Source organism: Bacteroides muris (ex Fokt et al. 2023) (assembly GCF_024704895.1).
GTDB classification, from domain to species: domain Bacteria; phylum Bacteroidota; class Bacteroidia; order Bacteroidales; family Bacteroidaceae; genus Bacteroides; species Bacteroides muris.
In genome coordinates this window covers 37,438-55,129 of record NZ_JAMZEE010000011.1, presented here as the reverse complement: position 1 = coordinate 55,129, position 17,692 = coordinate 37,438, and the positions used below count along the sequence as shown (strand labels likewise).

The window sequence follows — 17,692 nt, the reverse complement described above, 5'->3', positions numbered from 1 at the left end:
TTAACCAAACAACAGAAAAAACAGATGTCGCACATTTCATCTTCTGCCTTCTCAGACACCAAAGCACACTATGACCTTCTCGACGGGCTCCGTGGCGTAGCAGCCTTAATGGTTATATGGTATCATATATTCGAAGGCTATGCTTTTGCCGGTGGTGGCATTATCGACACCTTCAACCACGGTTATTTAGCTGTAGATTTCTTCTTTATACTATCGGGATTCGTTATCGGGTATGCCTATGATGACCGTTGGGGCAGGAGCCTCACAATGAGAAACTTCTTTAAACGGCGCCTGATACGTCTCCATCCGATGGCCATTATGGGGGCCGTCCTAGGCACCATTACCTTCTGTCTTCAAGGATGTGTACAATGGGACGGAACACATATTGCCCTCTCCATGATTATGCTGTCCCTTCTTTGCACAATATTTTTTATTCCCACAATGCCGGGTGCAGGTTATGAAGTCCGTGGCAATGGCGAAATGTTTCCTTTGAATGGTCCATGCTGGTCCTTGTTCTTTGAATATATAGGCAACATCCTTTATGCTTTATTTATCCACCGCTTATCAAACAAAGCCCTAACCGTACTGACAATATTGCTGGGAGTGGCATTGGCATCATTCGCCATTTTCGATGTCTCCGGATACGGAAATATGGGAGTGGGCTGGACACTGGACGGAATAAACTTTGGCGGCGGATTACTGAGGATGCTTTTTCCTTTCTCCATGGGCATGCTTTTGTCACGCAACTTCAAGCCTATCAAGGTGAAAGGTGCTTTCTGGATATGTGCCATCGCATTGGTCGCCTTGTTTTCAGTGCCCTACCTGGAAGGTGCAACACCGGTCTGTACAAATGGCATTTATGAAGCGTTCTGTGTAATCATCGCTTTTCCGGTTCTCGTCTGGTTAGGAGCTTCCGGTACCACAACAGACAAGAAATCAACCCGGATATGCAAATTCCTGGGAGATATATCCTATCCAATCTATGTGATACATTATCCATTCATGTACTTATTCTATGCATGGCTCATCAAGAACCAGCTCTTCACATTGGAACAGACCTGGCAGGTTGCCTTGTGTGTTTACGCATGGAACATATTATTGGCTTCTCTATGCCTGAAATTCTATGATGAACCGGTGCGGAAATATCTGGCTAAACGCTTCTTGAACAAGAAACGGTAAAATGGCTTCCTGCTTCCGTCACATTTTCATATTCATAATCTCCTCTTTTTACTTATTAGACGCGGAAATATGAAGGTTGATTGCAAAAATCTGCATTTTTTTCCTACATTATATCCCCAATAAGCAGTATCTTTGTCCCCGCATTTTTTACAACCACATAAAATTATAATGAAAACAATAGTACATGTTCCCTCCCGACAGAACACCATGCGTGAACTGCGGGATTATCTGATGATTGCTCTGGGTATGGTCTTATATGGTATCGGTTGGACAGTCTTCCTGCTTCCCAACGATATTACTACCGGTGGCGTACCGGGCATTGCATCCATCGTATATTTTGCCACTGGATTTCCCGTCCAATATACGTACTTCGCCATCAACTTTATACTTCTATTGCTTGCCCTACGTGTGTTGGGATGGAAGTTCAGCGTAAAGACAATCTTTGCCGTATTCACCCTGACCTTTTTCCTTTCCATTATCCAGAAACTGACCGAGGGTGTTGTCCTCCTACACGACCAGCCCTTCATGGCTTGTGTCATCGGTGCCTCCTTCTGCGGTAGCGGCATCGGCATCGCCTTTTCCAACAACGGCAGTACCGGCGGCACGGACATCATTGCCGCCGTAATCAACAAATACCGCGACATCACGCTGGGCAGAGTCATGCTGATATGTGACCTTATCATCATCTCGTCCAGCTACTTTGTTCTGAAAGATTGGGAAAAGGTGGTGTACGGCTACGTTACTCTATACATATGCAGCTTCGTGCTCGACCAAGTGGTGAATAGTGCCCGCCAGTCCGTACAATTCTTCATCATCAGCGATAAATATGAAGAGATAGCCAAGCACATCCAGGTATATCCCCATAGAGGTGCAACGGTCATCAACGCTTCGGGTTTCTATACAGGAAAAGAGATAAAAATGCTATTCGTGCTGGCCAAGAAACGGGAGTCCACCATCATCTTCCGGCTCATAAAAGACATAGACCCCAATGCTTTTGTATCACAAAGTGCAGTCATCGGAGTCTATGGAGAAGGATTCGACAAAATCAAAGTGAAGTAGAGGACTTCTCAAACTTCCCTTGATTCCAAGTATAAACAATAAAACGGCGGACAAACGGTTTCAGTTTCTCCGCCGCTTCTTTACCCATATAATCGGTCGTGGTAAAAGTAAATGTCAACGTGGCGTCTTCCGCAGAAAGGTCTGCTTTCATCAGCAACATGTCGGCCTGGCGACGGGCGTCCTGATACTCATAGACATCCACTGTATCCGAGGCCTCAGCGATAAAATCATCCAGAACGGGCAATGCCGGCAAATAGGACGAAGCTGTCAGCTCCTTCCAGTCTGTCTTATAGAACTTGACATGGCTGTCGCAGGCCGGAGCACAAACCGTAGCAACCACACAAATCACCTTCGTACTGTCGTTAACGGGCAAGAGCTTCATCTGCCATGAGCTCTGAGGCGTCATCTTCACATGTATATAGTCTGGAGAAAGCTTCGTCATTTCCGATTTACCACCAAGGCTGTTGGTCACCTCGGCTTTCATCTTACTTTCCAGAAAGTCTATAAAATCCGCACGGTTCACGGCACTAAGCAACGGACATATAGAATCCGGCATATTCTTAAAACACGTCTTGGCTTCCTGGGCCTGCAAACATCCCCATCCGATGAAAGCCAAAAACAAAAAAGCACTCAGTTTTCTTATCATAACATTTTAATCATTTCTTCAAGGAAACGGGCATCTGTTTTATCAAAACTGCCCAAATCGTCACTGTCAATATCCAATACCCCCCACACTTCACCGTCCTCACGCTTCAGCGGAACCACAATCTCCGAACGCGACAGCGAGCTGCAGGCTATATGTCCGGGAAATGCATCCACATCGGGCACAACCAATGTCTCGGCTCTATCCCATGCCGTTCCGCAAACACCGCGACCTTTCCTGATGCGTGTACAAGCTATCGGTCCCTGAAAAGGTCCCAACACCAGTTCCTCCCCTTTCACCAGATAGAATCCTACCCAGAAGAAACGGAAAGTCTCTTTCAGCGCCGCCGAAACATTTGCCAGATTAGCTATCAAGTCATCTTCACCTGCCAGCAAGTTTTTCAATTGAGGAAGCAGGGTCTGATATTTCTCTGTCTTGCTACCAGCATTTATATATAAGTCTTCTGCCATATATTTCTTGTCTATTTACTCCCCAAATATAGGAAGAACATTCCAATCAACACCAAAATGAGGTCGACAGCCTTGCTTTTTAAATTCTTTTCACGGAAGAAAAGCGCACCGAAAAGGAAGGAAACCACAACGCTACCACGGCGCACCATCGAAACGATGGAAATCATGGAGTCCTCATAGCTCAGGGCATAAAAATAGACAAAGTCTGCCGCACAGAGGAAAATGGAGATGCAGATAATGGTCCAGTCCCAACGAAACGGAGTGCTTTCTTTTCGTTTGGGGTACCACAACAGCAGGATAATGGGGCACATGATAAAGACTTGGTAGACATTATACCACGACTGCACCAGCATCGGATTGAGCTGCTTCATCAGGTATTTGTCATACAGCCCGCTGACAGCTCCGGCAACGGCCGCCAGCACGATGAAAAGAATCCATTTGTTATGCTTGAAATCTATTCCCTCTTTCTTGCCTGAACGGCTCAACATGAAGAAGGACGCTATGGCAAGCAGCACGCCAATCCATTGATAAAGGTTCAAGCGTTCGCCAAACACAAGCATGGCACCTAACAGCACCATTACGGGCCGCGTCGCATTAATCGGTCCCACGATAGTCAGCGGCAGATGCTTCATCCCGAAATAGCCTAATATCCAGGAAGAAAGCACGATGAGCGACTTGACAACAATAAACTTATGTACCTCCCACCCCACCACGGGGACATCAAACATCGTGCCTCCCAACACCGACGGCGCAAAGGCAGATACCAAAATGAAAGGAAGAAATATAAGGCTTGAGAATAACGTGTTCAGAAAAAGCACCGGCAGTACGGCATTGTCACGCAGCGACTTCTTCTTGAAGACATCGTAAAATCCCAGTAAGGCGGCAGAGAGGAAAGCAAGTAATAACCACATTTTTAATTGGAAATTGATAGTTAATAGTTGAGAGTTGATAGTTGAGAGTTGATAGTTGATAGTTGATAGTTGAAAATGAAGAACGGGAAGATATATGCAATATTTAATCCTCAATCCTTCATTTCCCGTTCTTCATTTAAGAACAGCCCTTCCGGATAGGCTACGTCCACCAAAAACAATGCATTTCCAGAAACGGAAGTTCCTGCGCGGCAACGGTTCTTCTGCTCGATGACGCGTCGGAACCCTTCGACAGAAAGTTTTCCACGACCCACCTCGAGCAAAGTGCCAACAATAGCACGTACCATGTTGCGCAGGAAACGGTCGGCCTGGATGGTAAAAACCCAGGTCACATCGTCTACCCGAGTCCAGGAAGCATACATAATCTTGCAATTATTGGTTTTGACATCGGTATGGAGTTTGCTGAAGCTGGTAAAGTCCGTATAGTCAAACAAGGTTTGGGCCGCCTCATTCATCCGCTCAAAGTCCGGTGTTTGGAACAGACGACAACGATATTGGCGATTGAAAGGAGACTTGGCGGTAGTGACATAATACTTATACATACGTGCAGTTGCATCAAAGCGTGCATGTGCCTCCGGTATCACCGCCCGCAAGCGATACACAGAAATATCGGGAGGAAGCAGGCGATTCAGCTTATCCGTCATAAAAACAGTGTCCAGAGGAGAATCGCTGTCAAAGTGAGCTACCATCAGTGAGGCATGCACCCCGGCGTCGGTACGCCCCGCTCCCACTACTTCCACCTCGCGACGCAGCAAGGTACTCAGCGCCTTCATCAAACACTCCTGCACACTTGCACCATTCGGCTGGATTTGCCAGCCGTGATAAGCGGTACCATCATAAGCCAAGTATATAAAATATCGTTGCACGGTCTTTTTTGTGTGCAAAGATAGTGCAAACCGAATACAGAACTTTCATGCTCGCATGAAAAAGTTATGCTGAAGTGCAGCCTATATTCGCTTTTTCAGCAAAGATAGTGCCAATTTAAAAACGTTTGAATTATCTTTGCAAGGTTTTCACCACGGATTACACAGATTAACGCAGTTTTTTCACAGACGTAGTACATTTATAAGATGAGATATTCTTCCAGAATCCTACCTATACTGATAATTGCCGCAGCTGCCGCAACATTCACCTTTGCCGGCTGTAAGAAGAAGGACATGTCGCTCAAGTTGAACGAACCACGCAACATTCGGGGCGTTGTCAGTTACAAACGCTCGTTCGGAGACTTGAATGAGAAACATCTCAATGCAGCCCAAGCCATCGGCATACGTGTGCTTTCCTCTCGCGAGGAAGCAGAAAAGATGAAGGAGCAACTGCAACCTATCACGACGAACGAGCTCTATGCCGTGGATTCACTGACGCATTCCATCCCTTATCTCATTCCGGGCGCCGCCAGCCTGCTGGACACCATCGGACACAACTTCCTTGATTCACTGACCTCCAAAGGGCTGAATCCAAACAAGATAATTGTGACTTCCGTACTTCGCACCCAGAACGATGTAAAACGCCTGCGCAGCCGCAACCGCAATGCTTCTCCAAACTCGGCACATTTCTACGGAACGACATTCGATGTCAGCTGGAAGCGCTTTCAGAAAATAGAAGACGAGGATGGGCGTCCTTTGCAGGATGTCAGCGCAGATACCTTAAAACTGGTTCTTTCGGAAGTGCTTCGTGACCTGCGGAAAGCCGACAAATGCTACATCAAGTACGAGTTGAAGCAAGGATGCTTCCACATTACGACAAGAGGGAAATAAGCGGATAAGTGTTATTGCACCTATCTCTTTATTCTTCCAACATCTTCCACGCCAGCGGCAGGCAGGCAACCATATCCCCTGCCGTCATCGCCACTGCCCCCTGCTTCTTGCAGGCAATATCTCCTGCCAGTCCGTGCACATACGTGGCCAGGCAGGCTGCCTTTTCCGGCTCATAGCCTTGGGCAAGCAGTGCAAGCACTACTCCCGTCAGCACATCACCGCTACCTCCCGTTGCCATACCCGGATTGCCGGTAGGGTTGAAAAAGCATTTCCCGGCAGAAGTGACAATGGCAGAATAAGCACCTTTCAAGATGATGTGCACTCCGGCACTCTTCGCCAGCTCGCGAGCCTTCACCAGGCGTTCGTACGAATTCTGGCATTTGCCTACAAGACGCTCCAGTTCCTTGGGGTGCGGAGTCAGAATGCTCCCTTTGGGCAGACGCCCTATATAGTTGCGCTTCTCGCCCAGCAAGTTCAAGGCATCAGCATCTACCACCATCGGAGTCTGGCATATATCTATCTGCTCCAACAGAGCCGCTTCGGTTTCTGCCGCCTTTCCCAGTCCCGGGCCTATCCCTATGGCCTGATAATCATCCGTATCGGTGGCGGCGGCAAAGCAAGTGTCGCTGATGTCCAGCTCCGTCATGGCTTCGGGCACGGAAGTCTGCACAATGAAGTTGTTGCAGAACGGAACATGCACCGTCAGCACCCCCACACCCGAACGCAGGCAGGCGCGTGCGGCAAGCACCGAGGCCCCCGCCATTCCCTGCGAACCGGCTATCAGCAATGCGCGTCCGAAGTTCCCTTTATGGGCAAACCGACTGCGCGGCTTCAGCAAAGCAGACACGTCTTCATGCTCTAGCAGACAGAAGTCCGTTTCCATGTCATGTATGGCATCCTTGCTGAGCCCGATGTCCAGCAACTGCCATTCGCCCACATACGGTTCATTCTCGGCAAAGAGAAATGCCAGTTTCGGGAGTTGTAGGCTTAGCGTCAGATGGGCGTGGACGATATTCGTCTGTATATTATAGGTATTGTCCTCGCCCATCAGTCCCGACGGGATATCAATGGCTACTACCGTGGCGGGCGAGGCATTGATGTACTTCACTACGGCTGCAAAACCGCCACTCAGAGCCTTGTCCAGACCACTTCCGAAAAGGCCGTCTATCACCACGTGCCCTGCTGTCAATGTGGGAGGCACGAACTGGGTCGTCACTTCGTGAAACTCCACACCCGTCATGCCGCACAACCGTTCCTTGTTCGTTTCACAGTCCTGCGAAAGTGTCCCTTTCGTATTGAAGAGATACACCTCGAGCCGGTATCCCTTCGCTGCCAACAGCCGCGAGAGGGCAAGCGCGTCGCCACCGTTGTTCCCCGGTCCGGCAAAGACCGTAAACGGCGTGTCCGGCTCCCAGCGTTCCTCAATGGCTTCCGCCAATGCGTGTGAGGCACGTTCCATCAAGTCGATGGAAGAAATCGGTTCATTCTCTATGGTATTTGCATCCAGTTGCTTGATGCTTGCAGTAGGAAATATCTTCATAACAGAATTATCTGAGTTTTAAATTATAGAGCAAAGATAGAGCTTTGATTTCAACTATACAAAGAGAAGGCGTTTTTTATCAAGTTATTTGTGCTGTCACGGAGAAGGGTTCTCCGCATTATCAGGAAGCCATTAATCCTATGTTTGTGCCATCGCATTGGCAAAGTTGTGCCATCGCATTGGCAAAGTTGTGCCATCGCATTGGCAAAGTTGTGCCATCGCATTGGCAAAGCTGTGCCAACATAGTGGCACAAACTTGTGTTCCCTATCGGATTTGATAAATTAATTATCTCCGCCAATTTAAGAAAATAATGACTATTTTTGCACTTTCAATATCATAAAAACGAAAAACAATAAGAACATACACTATGAGTACATCCCGACATCCCAAAGGTCTTTACCTTATCTTCGCCACCAGCACGGCAGAGCGTTTCAGTTACTACGGCATGCGTGCCATCTTCATCCTGTTTCTCACCCAGGCACTTCTTTTCGACAAGGAGCACGCCGCCTCCATCTACGGCAGCTACACCGGACTGGTCTATCTGACATCTTTGATTGGCGGCTACATTGCCGACAAATACTGGGGCATCCGCCGTTCCGTCTTCTGGGGAGCGATGATGATGGCAATCGGCCAGTTCCTGATGTTTGCCAGCGCCTCGATGCTGGAGGCACGTGAGCTTTCGCATTGGCTGATGTACGGCGGACTGACTTTCCTTATATTGGGCAACGGCTGCTTCAAGCCCACCGTCTCCTCCCTGGTGGGGCAGCTCTACGAGCCGGGTGACAAACGGCTGGATTCCGCCTACACCATCTTCTATATGGGTGTCAACGTGGGTTCCTTCCTCGCCCCGCTGGTCTGCGGCTACTTTGGCGAGACGGGCAACCCTCATGACTTCCGATGGGGATTCCTCATTGCCGCCATCGTCACCGTGCTGACGATTGCCCTCTTCGAAACCCAAAAGAACAAGTACCTCATCGGCCCCGACGGCCAACCTCTCGGCATCATCCCCGATGCCCGCAAGGAGCAGCCTCAGGCAGACAACACCGCCCGGAAGAGTGCCCACGCCAACGGCCGGACTGCACGCAACTACCTACTGCTTTCCCTACTCGCCATCGCGCTTGCCGGTTTCTTCTACTGGTGCTTCGGGGGCGACTGGATAAGCATCGGCATCTTCACCGCCTGCATCGTGTTTCCCGTCAGCATCCTGCTGGAAGGCTCGCTCACCAAGACGGAGCGCGACCGCATCTTTGTCATCTACATCATCGCCTTCTTCGTCATTTTCTTCTGGGCAGCCTACGAACAGGCAGGTGCCTCGCTCACGCTTTTCGCCTCCGAACAGACCGACCGCGTCATCCTGGGGTGGGAAATGCCCGCCTCCTGGATTCAGTCCTTCAATCCCTTCTTTGTGGTGATACTTGCCGCCATCATGCCGGGTGTATGGGGTGCTTTGGGCAAGCGGGGCATGGAGCCCGCCTCGCCTACCAAGCAAGCCATCGGTCTGCTACTACTTTCACTGGGCTATCTCGTCATCTGCTTTGGGGTGAAAGATGTGCAGCCGGGCATCAAAGTGAGCCTCATCTGGCTGACGGGGCTCTACTTTATCCACACCATGGGCGAAATCTGTCTCTCGCCCATCGGGCTCTCTATGGTGAATAAACTCACCCCCATCCGCTTCGCCTCGCTGATGATGGGGATATGGTATCTCTCCACTGCCACTGCCAATAAGTTTGCAGGCACGCTGAGCGGGCTCTATCCCGAAGCCGGAAAGGTAAAGACACTGCTGGGCTATCACATCGAGACGATGTACGATTTCTTCATGGTGTTTGTCGTCATGTCTGCCACAGCATCGCTTATCCTCTTCCTGCTTTCAAAGAAATTGCAGAAGATGATGCATGGAGTGGAATAAAAATCGTATTTTTGCCCCAACTTTCTAAAAACATCCCATCTATGGATACCATACAAATAAAAGACAAAATGTTCACAGTCTCTATCAAAGAGCAGGACATACTGAAAGAAGTAACCCGTGTAGCGAACGAAATCAACCGCGACCTGGCGGGAAAGAATCCTCTATTCCTCAGCGTACTGAACGGTTCATTCATGTTTACCGCCGATTTGTTGAAACGAATCACAATACCCTGCGAAATTTCGTTTGTCAAATTGGCATCCTATCAAGGAGTATCCTCTACCGGGGTAATTAAGGAAGTAATAGGCATCAATGAAGACCTCACAGACCGCACAGTGGTCATTGTAGAAGACATCGTAGATACGGGTCTCACTATGCAGCGCCTACTGGACACCCTTGGTACCCGCAGTCCCAAGGAGATTCATATTGCCTCCCTGCTGGTGAAACCGGATAAGCTGAAAGTTGATTTGAACATAGAATATGTGGCCATGAATATTCCGAACGACTTCATCGTGGGTTACGGGTTGGATTATGACGGCTTCGGACGTAACTATCCAGACATTTATACAGTAGTAGACTGATACATACATAATATAGTAAATCATTAAATAATAACTAAGCAAATGTTGAACATTGTAATTTTCGGTGCTCCCGGTTCAGGTAAGGGAACGCAAAGTGAAAAGATTGTAGAAAAGTATGGCATCAACCACATCTCCACCGGAGACGTGCTCCGTGCTGAAATGAAGAATGGTACAGAACTGGGCAAGACTGCCAAAGGCTACATCGACCAGGGTCAACTGATTCCCGATGAGTTGATGATTGATATCCTGGCAAGCGTATTCGACAGTTTCAAGGATAGTAAAGGTGTGATTTTCGATGGCTTCCCCAGAACAATCGCCCAGGCCGAAGCATTGAAGAAGATGCTCGCCGAACGCGGACAAGAAGTCAGCGTAATGCTCGACCTCGACGTGCCCGAGGAAGAACTGATGAAACGCCTCATCAAACGCGGACAAGAATCAGGACGTGCAGACGACAACGAAGAGACAATCAAGAAGCGTCTGGTGGTGTATCACTCGCAGACAGCTCCGCTGATTGACTGGTACAAGCAAGAAGGCAAATATCAACACATCCAGGGCCTCGGCGTATTGGAAGAAATCTTTGCCGATGTTTGCAAGGCTATTGACGCAGTAAAATAACAATAAAACTGAATATGGCTGAATCGAATTTTGTTGACTACGTAAAAATATATTGCCGCTCCGGAAAGGGCGGACGAGGTTCTACGCATATGCGGCGTGAGAAATACATACCCAACGGAGGCCCCGACGGAGGTGACGGAGGACGAGGAGGCCATGTCATCTTGCGCGGTAACCGCAACTACTGGACGCTACTCCATCTGAAGTATGACCGCCACATCCTGGCAGGTCACGGAGAATCCGGCTCCAAAAACCGAAGCTTCGGCAAGGACGGAGCAGACAAGGTGATTGAAGTGCCCTGCGGCACGGTGGTGTACAACGCCGAAACGGGTGAATATATCTGCGACGTCACCGAGCACGAACAAGAAGTCATCTTGCTGAAAGGCGGACGCGGAGGTCTGGGCAACTGGCACTTCAAAACCGCCACACGCCAGGCTCCCCGTTTTGCACAACCCGGCGAACCGATGCAGGAGCTGACGGTAATCATGGAACTGAAGTTGCTGGCAGACGTCGGTCTGGTAGGTTTCCCCAATGCAGGAAAATCCACTTTACTGGCATCCGTTTCTGCGGCAAAGCCCAAAATCGCCAATTATCCGTTTACGACACTGGAGCCTAATCTGGGCATCGTGTCCTATCGCGACAGCAAATCGTTTGTAATGGCGGACATTCCCGGCATCATCGAAGGGGCCAGTGCGGGCAAAGGATTGGGATTGCGCTTCTTGCGACACATCGAGCGCAACTCCTTGTTGCTGTTCATGGTACCTGCCGACAGCGACGACATCCGCAAGGAGTACGACATACTCTTGAACGAGCTTCGCACCTTCAACCCCGAAATGCTGGACAAACAGAGGGTGCTTGCCGTCACCAAATGCGACATGCTCGACCAGGAACTGATGGATGAAATAGAACCGACACTCCCCGAAGGAATTCCGCATATATTCATCTCTGCTGTCTCCGGCATGGGCATCCCGGTGCTGAAAGACATCCTTTGGGAAGAGCTGAACAAGGAAAGCAATAAGATAGAAGGCAAAGTAGACAGCATTGCCCACCGCGCCAAAGACCTCAGCCACCTGCAAGAAGAATTGAAGGAAGAGGGTGAGGACGAAGACCTCAGCTATGAATACGTCAACGATGATGAGGACATAGAAGACCTCGAGGACTTTGAATACGAAGAAGATTGGGAGGAAGACAAAAAATGATTCCTCTTACTGAAGATAGGAGAATGTTGGGATATGAGCTGCTTGCCTCATATCCCGGCATTTCTTGTTTTGTAACCACCCGCCGCGGAGGATGCAGTGAGGGCAACTATGCCTCCCTCAACTGTACGCCTTATACCGGAGATGATGCTGAAGCTGTGCGCCGCAATCAGGAAATAGTATGTTCTTCGCTGCCCCGGCGTCCCAAAGAACTGGTCATCCCGTTTCAAACCCACGGGACAGAGGCACTTGTCATTGATGAAACCTATCTGCAAGCAACAGCAGAAGAACGCCACTCCATGTTGCAAGGCATTGATGCACTGATAACCCATGAACCGGGTTACTGCATCTGTATCTCTACGGCAGACTGCATTCCCATCCTGCTCTACGACCGGAAGAATGCCGTGATAGCTGCTGTTCATGCCGGATGGCGGGGCACAGTGAATTATATCCTCGGCCACACGCTCGACAAGATGCGTGCCTGCTATGGCACAGAGGGTAAAGAAGTGATAGCCTGCATCGGCCCCGGCATCTCTCTTTCTGCCTTCGAGATAGGCGACGAAGTCTATGAAGCATTCCGTAAGAACGGTTTTCAGATGGATTACATCTCCGAATGGAAACCCGACACCCACAAATACCATATCGACCTATGGGCCGCCAACCGACTGCAATTGCTGGACTTCGGAGTACCTGCCGCACAAGTAGAGACAGCCAATATATGTACTTTTACCCAATATGAAGAGTTTTTCTCGGCACGCCGGATGGGTATCAGATCCGGAAGGATGTTGTCGGGAATCATGTTGACCTATTCAAACGGATTGTATTAATGTATCATATCACACTTTCTAAAGATATCAAGCAAAATTGCCCCGAATTCCGCGGTGCAGCCGTATTTGCAGAAGTGACAAATACCGCATATTGTGAAGGGTTGTGGCAGGAAATCGCAACTTTCACCCATGAGCTAAGAGCACGTGAAACAACGGACAGCATCAAGTATCAACCCGTCATTGCCGCCACACGCGAGGCCTACAAGCGTTGCGGAAAGGACCCCAGCCGCTACCGTCCCTCTGCCGAAGCCCTGCGCAGACGGTTGCTGCGCGGACTGGAACTTTATCAGATTGACACTCTGGTAGACCTCATCAACCTCGCCTCTCTACGTACGGGCCACTCTATCGGCGGATTTGATGCCGACAAGATACAAGGAACCGACCTTGAGCTGGGTATAGGACGTGCCGAGGAATCGTTCGAGGGTATAGGCCGCGGCATGCTGAACATAGAAGGGCTACCCGTCTACCGCGACCGTATAGGCGGTATCGGTACCCCGACCAGCGACCACGAACGCACCAAGATGGGACTGGAAACCCGTCATATCCTTGCCATTGTCAACGGTTACAACGGTCAGGAAGGACTGGCAGAAGCCGCCGAAATGATACTGCACCTATTAGAGAAATACGCTTCCGCCACCGGTGGAACCATACAATATTTTGAATAAGACCATCCCATGAGAAACCATATTCTTGCCTGCTGTCTGCTGCTGCTCCCTCTCGATGCCACGGCACAAGAAAAGAAAAACAGCTTTTCCGCCATGGAAATCAACCACGTCCGCGTCACCACCCCCGGACTGTTCTCGCAACGAAACGAAATAGAACTCCCCTTGGAAACCATATTGGATAGCGAATACTCCTTCCCCCTGCCCGGCGGAAAAGTCATCTCCCCCTACGGACGGGGAAGGGGAAGGCACAGCGGCATCGACATCAAGACCCACGCCAAAGACACCATACGGAGCGCTTTCAACGGAGTGGTACGCATGTCCAAGCACTACAGCGCATACGGCAACGTGATAGTCGTGCGCCACTCCTTCGGGCTGGAAACCATCTACAGCCACAACTCCAAAAACCTGGTACACAGCGGAGATACCGTCAAAGCCGGACAACCCATCGCCCTGCTTGGACGTACGGGACGCGCCACCACCGAACACCTCCACTTTGAGACTCGCGTCAATGGCCAGCACTTCGACCCCAACTTCATCTTCGACATGAAGAAACAAACCCTTCACAGGCAACGCATCAGCTGCCTGAAAACCGGAAACAAGATCGTCGTGAAACCATTGCCCACCATCTACCCGAAGCCCTTGGAAAAAAAATACCCAATGGAACTATTTAAGTATCCAAACGTTTCACTACATTTGCAAAACGTTTCACTAAAAGAACGAATTGAACTTTAAAGCATATCAATGATAGAAAAACTGATTGTTCTTGAAGATATTGATCCGGTAATATTCTACGGCGTAAACAACGCCAACATGCAACTGATAAAAGCTTTGTACCCCAAACTCCGTATCGTTGCCCGCGGCAATGTCATCAAAGTATTGGGTGATGAGGAGGAAATGTGTGCATTCGAGGAGAACATCACCAAACTGGAAAAATATTGTGCCGAATACAACTCTCTGAAAGAAGAGGCCATTATCGACATCATCAAAGGCAATGCCCCGCAGGCCGAGAAATCGGGCAATGTCATCGTATTCAGCGTAACCGGAAAGCCTATTATACCACGTAGCGAAAACCAGCTGAAACTGGTGGAAGCCTTTGCCAAAAACGACATGCTGTTTGCCATCGGTCCTGCCGGTTCCGGAAAGACCTATACTGCCATCGCACTTGCCGTGCGGGCACTGAAAAATAAAGAAATCAAGAAAATCATCCTCAGCCGCCCTGCCGTAGAAGCCGGAGAGAAACTCGGTTTCTTGCCCGGTGACATGAAGGACAAGATAGACCCGTATCTGCAACCCCTCTACGATGCCCTGCAGGACATGATACCTGCCGCCAAGCTGAAAGAATACATGGAACTGAACATCATCCAGATTGCCCCCCTCGCCTTTATGCGCGGACGTACACTGAACGATGCCGTCGTCATTCTGGACGAAGCGCAGAACACCACTACCCAGCAGATCAAGATGTTCCTCACCCGCATGGGTATGAACACCAAAATGATTGTAACGGGAGACATGACGCAGATTGACTTGCCTTCTTCCCAGACTTCGGGTCTGGTACAGGCACTGAAGATTCTGAAAGGCGTAAAAGGCATCAGCTTTGTGGAACTGAACAAGAAGGACATTGTGCGCCACAAGCTGGTAACTCAAATTGTGGAGGCCTACGAGAAGTTCGACAAAGAAACGAAAGCGGAGCGCGAAAGACGCAAGGCCGAACAAGCCGACAAAAGGATTGAACAGAAACAGTAAATTCTCAAATCGTAAATATTACAAAGATGAAAGCATTAACAGCAACTGAATTTAACTTTCCCGGACAGAAAAGCGTGTACCACGGAAAAGTTCGCGATGTGTACAACATCAACGGTGAAAAACTGGTCATGGTAGCTACCGACCGTATCTCAGCCTTCGACGTAGTATTACCCAAAGGCATTCCCTTCAAGGGACAAATGCTGAACCAGATTGCAGCCAAGTTCCTGGATGCCACTACCGACATCTGTCCCAACTGGAAAATGGCTACTCCCGATCCGATGGTGACGGTAGGTGTGATGTGCGAAGGTTTCCCCGTAGAAATGATTGTACGCGGTTACCTCTGTGGCAGTGCATGGCGTGCTTACAAAAGCGGCGTGCGTGAAATCTGTGGTGTGAAGCTTCCCGAAGGAATGAAGGAAAACCAGAAATTCCCCGAGCCCATCATCACCCCGACTACCAAAGCGGAAATCGGTGAGCATGATGCCGACATCTCCAAAGAAGAAATCCTGGCACAAGGGCTGGCTACTCCCGAAGAATATGACGTATTGGAAAAATATACCATGGCCCTCTTCAAACGCGGCACCGAGATTGCAGCGGAACGCGGATTGATTCTGGTAGACACCAAATACGAATTCGGCAAGCACGACGGCAAGATTTACCTGATGGACGAAATCCATACGCCCGACTCCAGCCGCTACTTCTACTCCGAAGGCTACGAAGAACGTTTTGCCAACGGCGAACCGCAGAAGCAACTTTCCAAGGAATTCGTACGCGAATGGCTGATGGAAAACGGCTTCCAGGGTAAGGAAGGACAGCAGGTACCGGAAATGACAGACGAAATCGTTACTTCAATCAGCGAACGTTATATCGAACTGTACGAGCATATCACCGGCGAGAAGTTCGTAAAGGAAGATACCAGCAACATTGCCGAACGCATTGAAAAGAATGTAACAGAATACTTAAATAAGTGATAAATATCCTAGTGACAAGTGATTAATAGATTTATTAATCACTTGTCACTTATCACTAAACTCTATCAACATGGATTATCCCCAGGAACATATCAAGCCCTACGGTGAGGATGGAAAGAAGAGTGAACAGATAGAGGAAATGTTCGACAACATTGCCCCTGCTTATGACAAGCTGAACCATACCCTTTCATTAGGCATCGACCGCAGTTGGCGCCGGAAAGCGATCAATTGGTTAAAGCCTTTCCAGCCGAAGCGCATCATGGACGTAGCCACCGGTACAGGTGACTTTGCCATTCTGGCCTGCCGCGAGTTGCAACCTGACGAGCTGATAGGCACCGACATCTCAGAGGGAATGATGGACGTGGGACGTAATAAAGTAAAACAGGCGCACCTCTCGGACCGAATCACCTTTGCCCGGGAAGATTGCACCTCTCTCTCATTTGCCGATGACACGTTCGATGCTGTAACCGTAGCGTTCGGTATCCGCAACTTCGAAGGGCTGGACAAAGGGTTGGCAGAAATGTGCCGCGTGCTGAAAACCGGAGGACATCTCGTCATTCTGGAACTCTCTACACCGGACCGTTTTCCTATGAAACAACTTTTCACCATCTACTCCAAAGTAGTCATCCCCCTACTTGGCAAATGCCTGTCAAAGGACAATAGTGCTTACACCTACCTGCCCCAAAGCATCCGTGCTTTCCCGCAAGGCGAAGTGATGCAGGAAGTTATTCGCAAAGCAGGTTTCAGCGAAGTACGCTTCAAACGGCTGACCTTTGGTACATGCACGCTATACACAGCCAAAAAATAAAAACTAATATTTAGAGATTAATGAGCTACACATGATTCATTATCAATCACTGACCTTTAATTATAGAAATAAGATATTAATTAAATCAATCAAATATGAAAAAATTTGCAGATATGGTAAGTGATGATTTCTTATATAGAATATCACGCTTAAAGGAGCAATATAAAAAAGAATATAGTAATTGTGAACACGGAATAGTATTGATTCTTGTAAATTCAAGCAATAAAAAATACATCATAGTAGAGGAAGAAGATATAGACAATGAAATACAAGAAAGATTCGATAGAATAGTTCTCCTTTTGAAGTACAAAAGTTACTATTGTGGGTTTACTAATGTGCATTTTAAGTTTATAGGCATATTCAATAAAAATAATAAAGAAAGCATGATAGAATATGAGACTATAGCGATAAAAAAATTAAAGTTTACTGATGCTGGCTGTTATGACCCTTATAACATGAAATACATTAATTCTTCGGAACTCGTTTTCATTGATGAATTTTATAATCCATTCAGTAGCTATCTGAAAAAGGTATTTTCCCAAATAAAAAAATCAATAGAAATGGCTGTACCAAAAGGAGTTTACCCAGATGTATTTGATGACATAGTTGATAATTTTTCTTTTACTTGTAGCCATCTAAAAATGATGTATGACATCCGTGATTTTGAAGAATACCTAAAAATGATTGGAGAAATAGACCAGAAGATGTCTAATCTCTATCGCAAAAAATTTAATCCTGACGACTATAATGACTAATGTAAATTAGCGAACTTCGGATTGTTGTTTATCACAGAGCTCTAACCTCTAACAAT

19 protein-coding genes are annotated in these 17,692 nt (G+C 48.4%); 14 read left to right on the top strand and 5 right to left on the bottom strand.

Features of this window, described 5'->3' with window-relative positions; translation table 11 throughout:
• Positions 1–24: 24 nt before the first annotated feature.
• On the top strand, positions 25–1,179 hold the full coding sequence (locus M1B78_RS06345) for an acyltransferase family protein (RefSeq protein WP_257940203.1): 1,155 nt from the start codon (positions 25–27) through the stop codon (positions 1,177–1,179).
• Between the two features lie 168 nt (positions 1,180–1,347).
• Positions 1,348–2,238 (top strand): YitT family protein, encoded by an 891-nt coding sequence (locus M1B78_RS06340; RefSeq protein WP_136010694.1) that lies wholly within the window; start codon positions 1,348–1,350, stop codon positions 2,236–2,238.
• Here the strand turns inward: M1B78_RS06340 and M1B78_RS06335 are convergent.
• From M1B78_RS06335 to truA, 4 genes are all read right to left on the bottom strand, one after another.
• Entirely contained in the window at positions 2,225–2,884 is a 660-nt protein-coding gene (locus M1B78_RS06335) for a DUF3256 family protein (protein ID WP_257930549.1), read from the bottom strand. The two genes, M1B78_RS06340 and M1B78_RS06335, sit on opposite strands and share 14 nt — an antisense overlap.
• Positions 2,881–3,351: a GAF domain-containing protein gene (locus M1B78_RS06330; protein WP_257930550.1), complete on the bottom strand. Its 471-nt coding sequence runs from the start codon at positions 3,349–3,351 to the stop codon at positions 2,881–2,883. The genes M1B78_RS06335 and M1B78_RS06330 overlap by 4 nt, the downstream gene beginning before the upstream one ends.
• Before the next feature lie 11 nt (positions 3,352–3,362).
• A complete protein-coding gene (locus M1B78_RS06325; protein ID WP_257930551.1) occupies positions 3,363–4,262 on the bottom strand; it encodes a DMT family transporter in 900 nt (299 codons plus the stop codon).
• Positions 4,263–4,372: 110 nt separating this feature from the next.
• Positions 4,373–5,146 carry a tRNA pseudouridine(38-40) synthase TruA gene (truA, locus tag M1B78_RS06320; protein ID WP_257940202.1) on the bottom strand — a complete coding sequence of 258 codons (774 nt, stop codon included), beginning with the start codon at positions 5,144–5,146 and terminating at the stop codon, positions 4,373–4,375.
• A 204-nt stretch (positions 5,147–5,350) separates the two neighbouring features.
• Here truA and M1B78_RS06315 point away from each other — a divergent pair, with 204 nt between their 5' ends.
• Positions 5,351–6,034 carry a DUF5715 family protein gene (locus tag M1B78_RS06315; protein ID WP_257940201.1) on the top strand — a complete coding sequence of 228 codons (684 nt, stop codon included), beginning with the start codon at positions 5,351–5,353 and terminating at the stop codon, positions 6,032–6,034.
• A gap of 28 nt (positions 6,035–6,062) precedes the next feature.
• Here the strand turns inward: M1B78_RS06315 and M1B78_RS06310 are convergent, their stop codons facing one another.
• The gene (locus M1B78_RS06310) at positions 6,063–7,574 is read right to left on the bottom strand and encodes an NAD(P)H-hydrate dehydratase (RefSeq protein WP_257940200.1); all 1,512 of its coding nucleotides are present in this window, start codon (positions 7,572–7,574) and stop codon (positions 6,063–6,065) included.
• 368 nt (positions 7,575–7,942) lie between these two features.
• On the opposite strand from M1B78_RS06310, the gene M1B78_RS06305 reads away from it, so the two are divergent.
• The 11 genes from M1B78_RS06305 (at position 7,943) to M1B78_RS06255 (ending at position 17,636) form a co-directional block, all read left to right on the top strand.
• Positions 7,943–9,481: a peptide MFS transporter gene (locus M1B78_RS06305; RefSeq protein WP_257940199.1), complete on the top strand. Its 1,539-nt coding sequence runs from the start codon at positions 7,943–7,945 to the stop codon at positions 9,479–9,481.
• Between the two features lie 41 nt (positions 9,482–9,522).
• On the top strand, positions 9,523–10,059 hold the full coding sequence (gene hpt, locus M1B78_RS06300) for a hypoxanthine phosphoribosyltransferase (RefSeq protein WP_136010703.1): 537 nt from the start codon (positions 9,523–9,525) through the stop codon (positions 10,057–10,059).
• A gap of 42 nt (positions 10,060–10,101) precedes the next feature.
• Positions 10,102–10,674: an adenylate kinase gene (locus tag M1B78_RS06295; protein WP_136010704.1), complete on the top strand. Its 573-nt coding sequence runs from the start codon at positions 10,102–10,104 to the stop codon at positions 10,672–10,674.
• Positions 10,675–10,688: 14 nt separating this feature from the next.
• Positions 10,689–11,870 carry a GTPase ObgE gene (gene obgE, locus M1B78_RS06290; RefSeq protein WP_136010705.1) on the top strand — a complete coding sequence of 394 codons (1,182 nt, stop codon included), beginning with the start codon at positions 10,689–10,691 and terminating at the stop codon, positions 11,868–11,870.
• Positions 11,867–12,694 (top strand): peptidoglycan editing factor PgeF, encoded by an 828-nt coding sequence (pgeF, locus tag M1B78_RS06285; protein WP_257930556.1) that lies wholly within the window; start codon positions 11,867–11,869, stop codon positions 12,692–12,694. Before obgE ends, pgeF begins: the two co-directional genes overlap by 4 nt.
• Entirely contained in the window at positions 12,694–13,359 is a 666-nt protein-coding gene (locus M1B78_RS06280) for a B3/B4 domain-containing protein (protein WP_257940198.1), read from the top strand. The genes pgeF and M1B78_RS06280 overlap by 1 nt, the downstream gene beginning before the upstream one ends.
• Before the next feature lie 9 nt (positions 13,360–13,368).
• Positions 13,369–14,091, top strand: a complete 723-nt coding sequence (locus M1B78_RS06275) for a M23 family metallopeptidase (RefSeq protein ID WP_176469164.1) — start codon at positions 13,369–13,371, stop codon at positions 14,089–14,091.
• A gap of 9 nt (positions 14,092–14,100) precedes the next feature.
• Entirely contained in the window at positions 14,101–15,102 is a 1,002-nt protein-coding gene (locus tag M1B78_RS06270; RefSeq protein WP_257940197.1) for a PhoH family protein, read from the top strand.
• A gap of 26 nt (positions 15,103–15,128) precedes the next feature.
• A complete protein-coding gene (locus M1B78_RS06265) occupies positions 15,129–16,073 on the top strand; it encodes a phosphoribosylaminoimidazolesuccinocarboxamide synthase (protein ID WP_148356415.1) in 945 nt (314 codons plus the stop codon).
• Between the two features lie 70 nt (positions 16,074–16,143).
• Complete coding sequence (gene ubiE / locus M1B78_RS06260) at positions 16,144–16,881, top strand: bifunctional demethylmenaquinone methyltransferase/2-methoxy-6-polyprenyl-1,4-benzoquinol methylase UbiE (protein WP_257940196.1); 738 nt, start codon at positions 16,144–16,146, stop codon at positions 16,879–16,881.
• A gap of 95 nt (positions 16,882–16,976) precedes the next feature.
• Positions 16,977–17,636, top strand: coding sequence for a hypothetical protein (locus tag M1B78_RS06255; RefSeq protein ID WP_257940195.1), 660 nt, complete (start codon positions 16,977–16,979; stop codon positions 17,634–17,636).
• Positions 17,637–17,692 lie beyond the last annotated feature (56 nt).

Excerpts from the sequence above, each read along its gene's own strand:
- M1B78_RS06325 (WP_257930551.1), bottom strand. The coding sequence starts at position 4,262 with ATGTGGTTATTACTTGCTTTCCTCTCTGCCGCCTTACTGGGATTTTAC.
- M1B78_RS06315 (WP_257940201.1), top strand. The coding sequence starts at position 5,351 with ATGAGATATTCTTCCAGAATCCTACCTATACTGATAATTGCCGCAGCT.
- hpt (WP_136010703.1), top strand. The coding sequence starts at position 9,523 with ATGGATACCATACAAATAAAAGACAAAATGTTCACAGTCTCTATCAAA.
- M1B78_RS06335 (WP_257930549.1), bottom strand. The coding sequence starts at position 2,884 with ATGATAAGAAAACTGAGTGCTTTTTTGTTTTTGGCTTTCATCGGATGG.
- M1B78_RS06340 (WP_136010694.1), top strand. The coding sequence starts at position 1,348 with ATGAAAACAATAGTACATGTTCCCTCCCGACAGAACACCATGCGTGAA.
- ubiE (WP_257940196.1), top strand. The coding sequence starts at position 16,144 with ATGGATTATCCCCAGGAACATATCAAGCCCTACGGTGAGGATGGAAAG.
- pgeF (WP_257930556.1), top strand. The coding sequence starts at position 11,867 with ATGATTCCTCTTACTGAAGATAGGAGAATGTTGGGATATGAGCTGCTT.
- M1B78_RS06280 (WP_257940198.1), top strand. The coding sequence starts at position 12,694 with ATGTATCATATCACACTTTCTAAAGATATCAAGCAAAATTGCCCCGAA.
- M1B78_RS06330 (WP_257930550.1), bottom strand. The coding sequence starts at position 3,351 with ATGGCAGAAGACTTATATATAAATGCTGGTAGCAAGACAGAGAAATAT.
- M1B78_RS06265 (WP_148356415.1), top strand. The coding sequence starts at position 15,129 with ATGAAAGCATTAACAGCAACTGAATTTAACTTTCCCGGACAGAAAAGC.
- obgE (WP_136010705.1), top strand. The coding sequence starts at position 10,689 with ATGGCTGAATCGAATTTTGTTGACTACGTAAAAATATATTGCCGCTCC.
- M1B78_RS06270 (WP_257940197.1), top strand. The coding sequence starts at position 14,101 with ATGATAGAAAAACTGATTGTTCTTGAAGATATTGATCCGGTAATATTC.
- M1B78_RS06275 (WP_176469164.1), top strand. The coding sequence starts at position 13,369 with ATGAGAAACCATATTCTTGCCTGCTGTCTGCTGCTGCTCCCTCTCGAT.
- M1B78_RS06305 (WP_257940199.1), top strand. The coding sequence starts at position 7,943 with ATGAGTACATCCCGACATCCCAAAGGTCTTTACCTTATCTTCGCCACC.
- M1B78_RS06255 (WP_257940195.1), top strand. The coding sequence starts at position 16,977 with ATGAAAAAATTTGCAGATATGGTAAGTGATGATTTCTTATATAGAATA.
- M1B78_RS06295 (WP_136010704.1), top strand. The coding sequence starts at position 10,102 with ATGTTGAACATTGTAATTTTCGGTGCTCCCGGTTCAGGTAAGGGAACG.
- M1B78_RS06310 (WP_257940200.1), bottom strand. The coding sequence starts at position 7,574 with ATGAAGATATTTCCTACTGCAAGCATCAAGCAACTGGATGCAAATACC.
- M1B78_RS06345 (WP_257940203.1), top strand. The coding sequence starts at position 25 with ATGTCGCACATTTCATCTTCTGCCTTCTCAGACACCAAAGCACACTAT.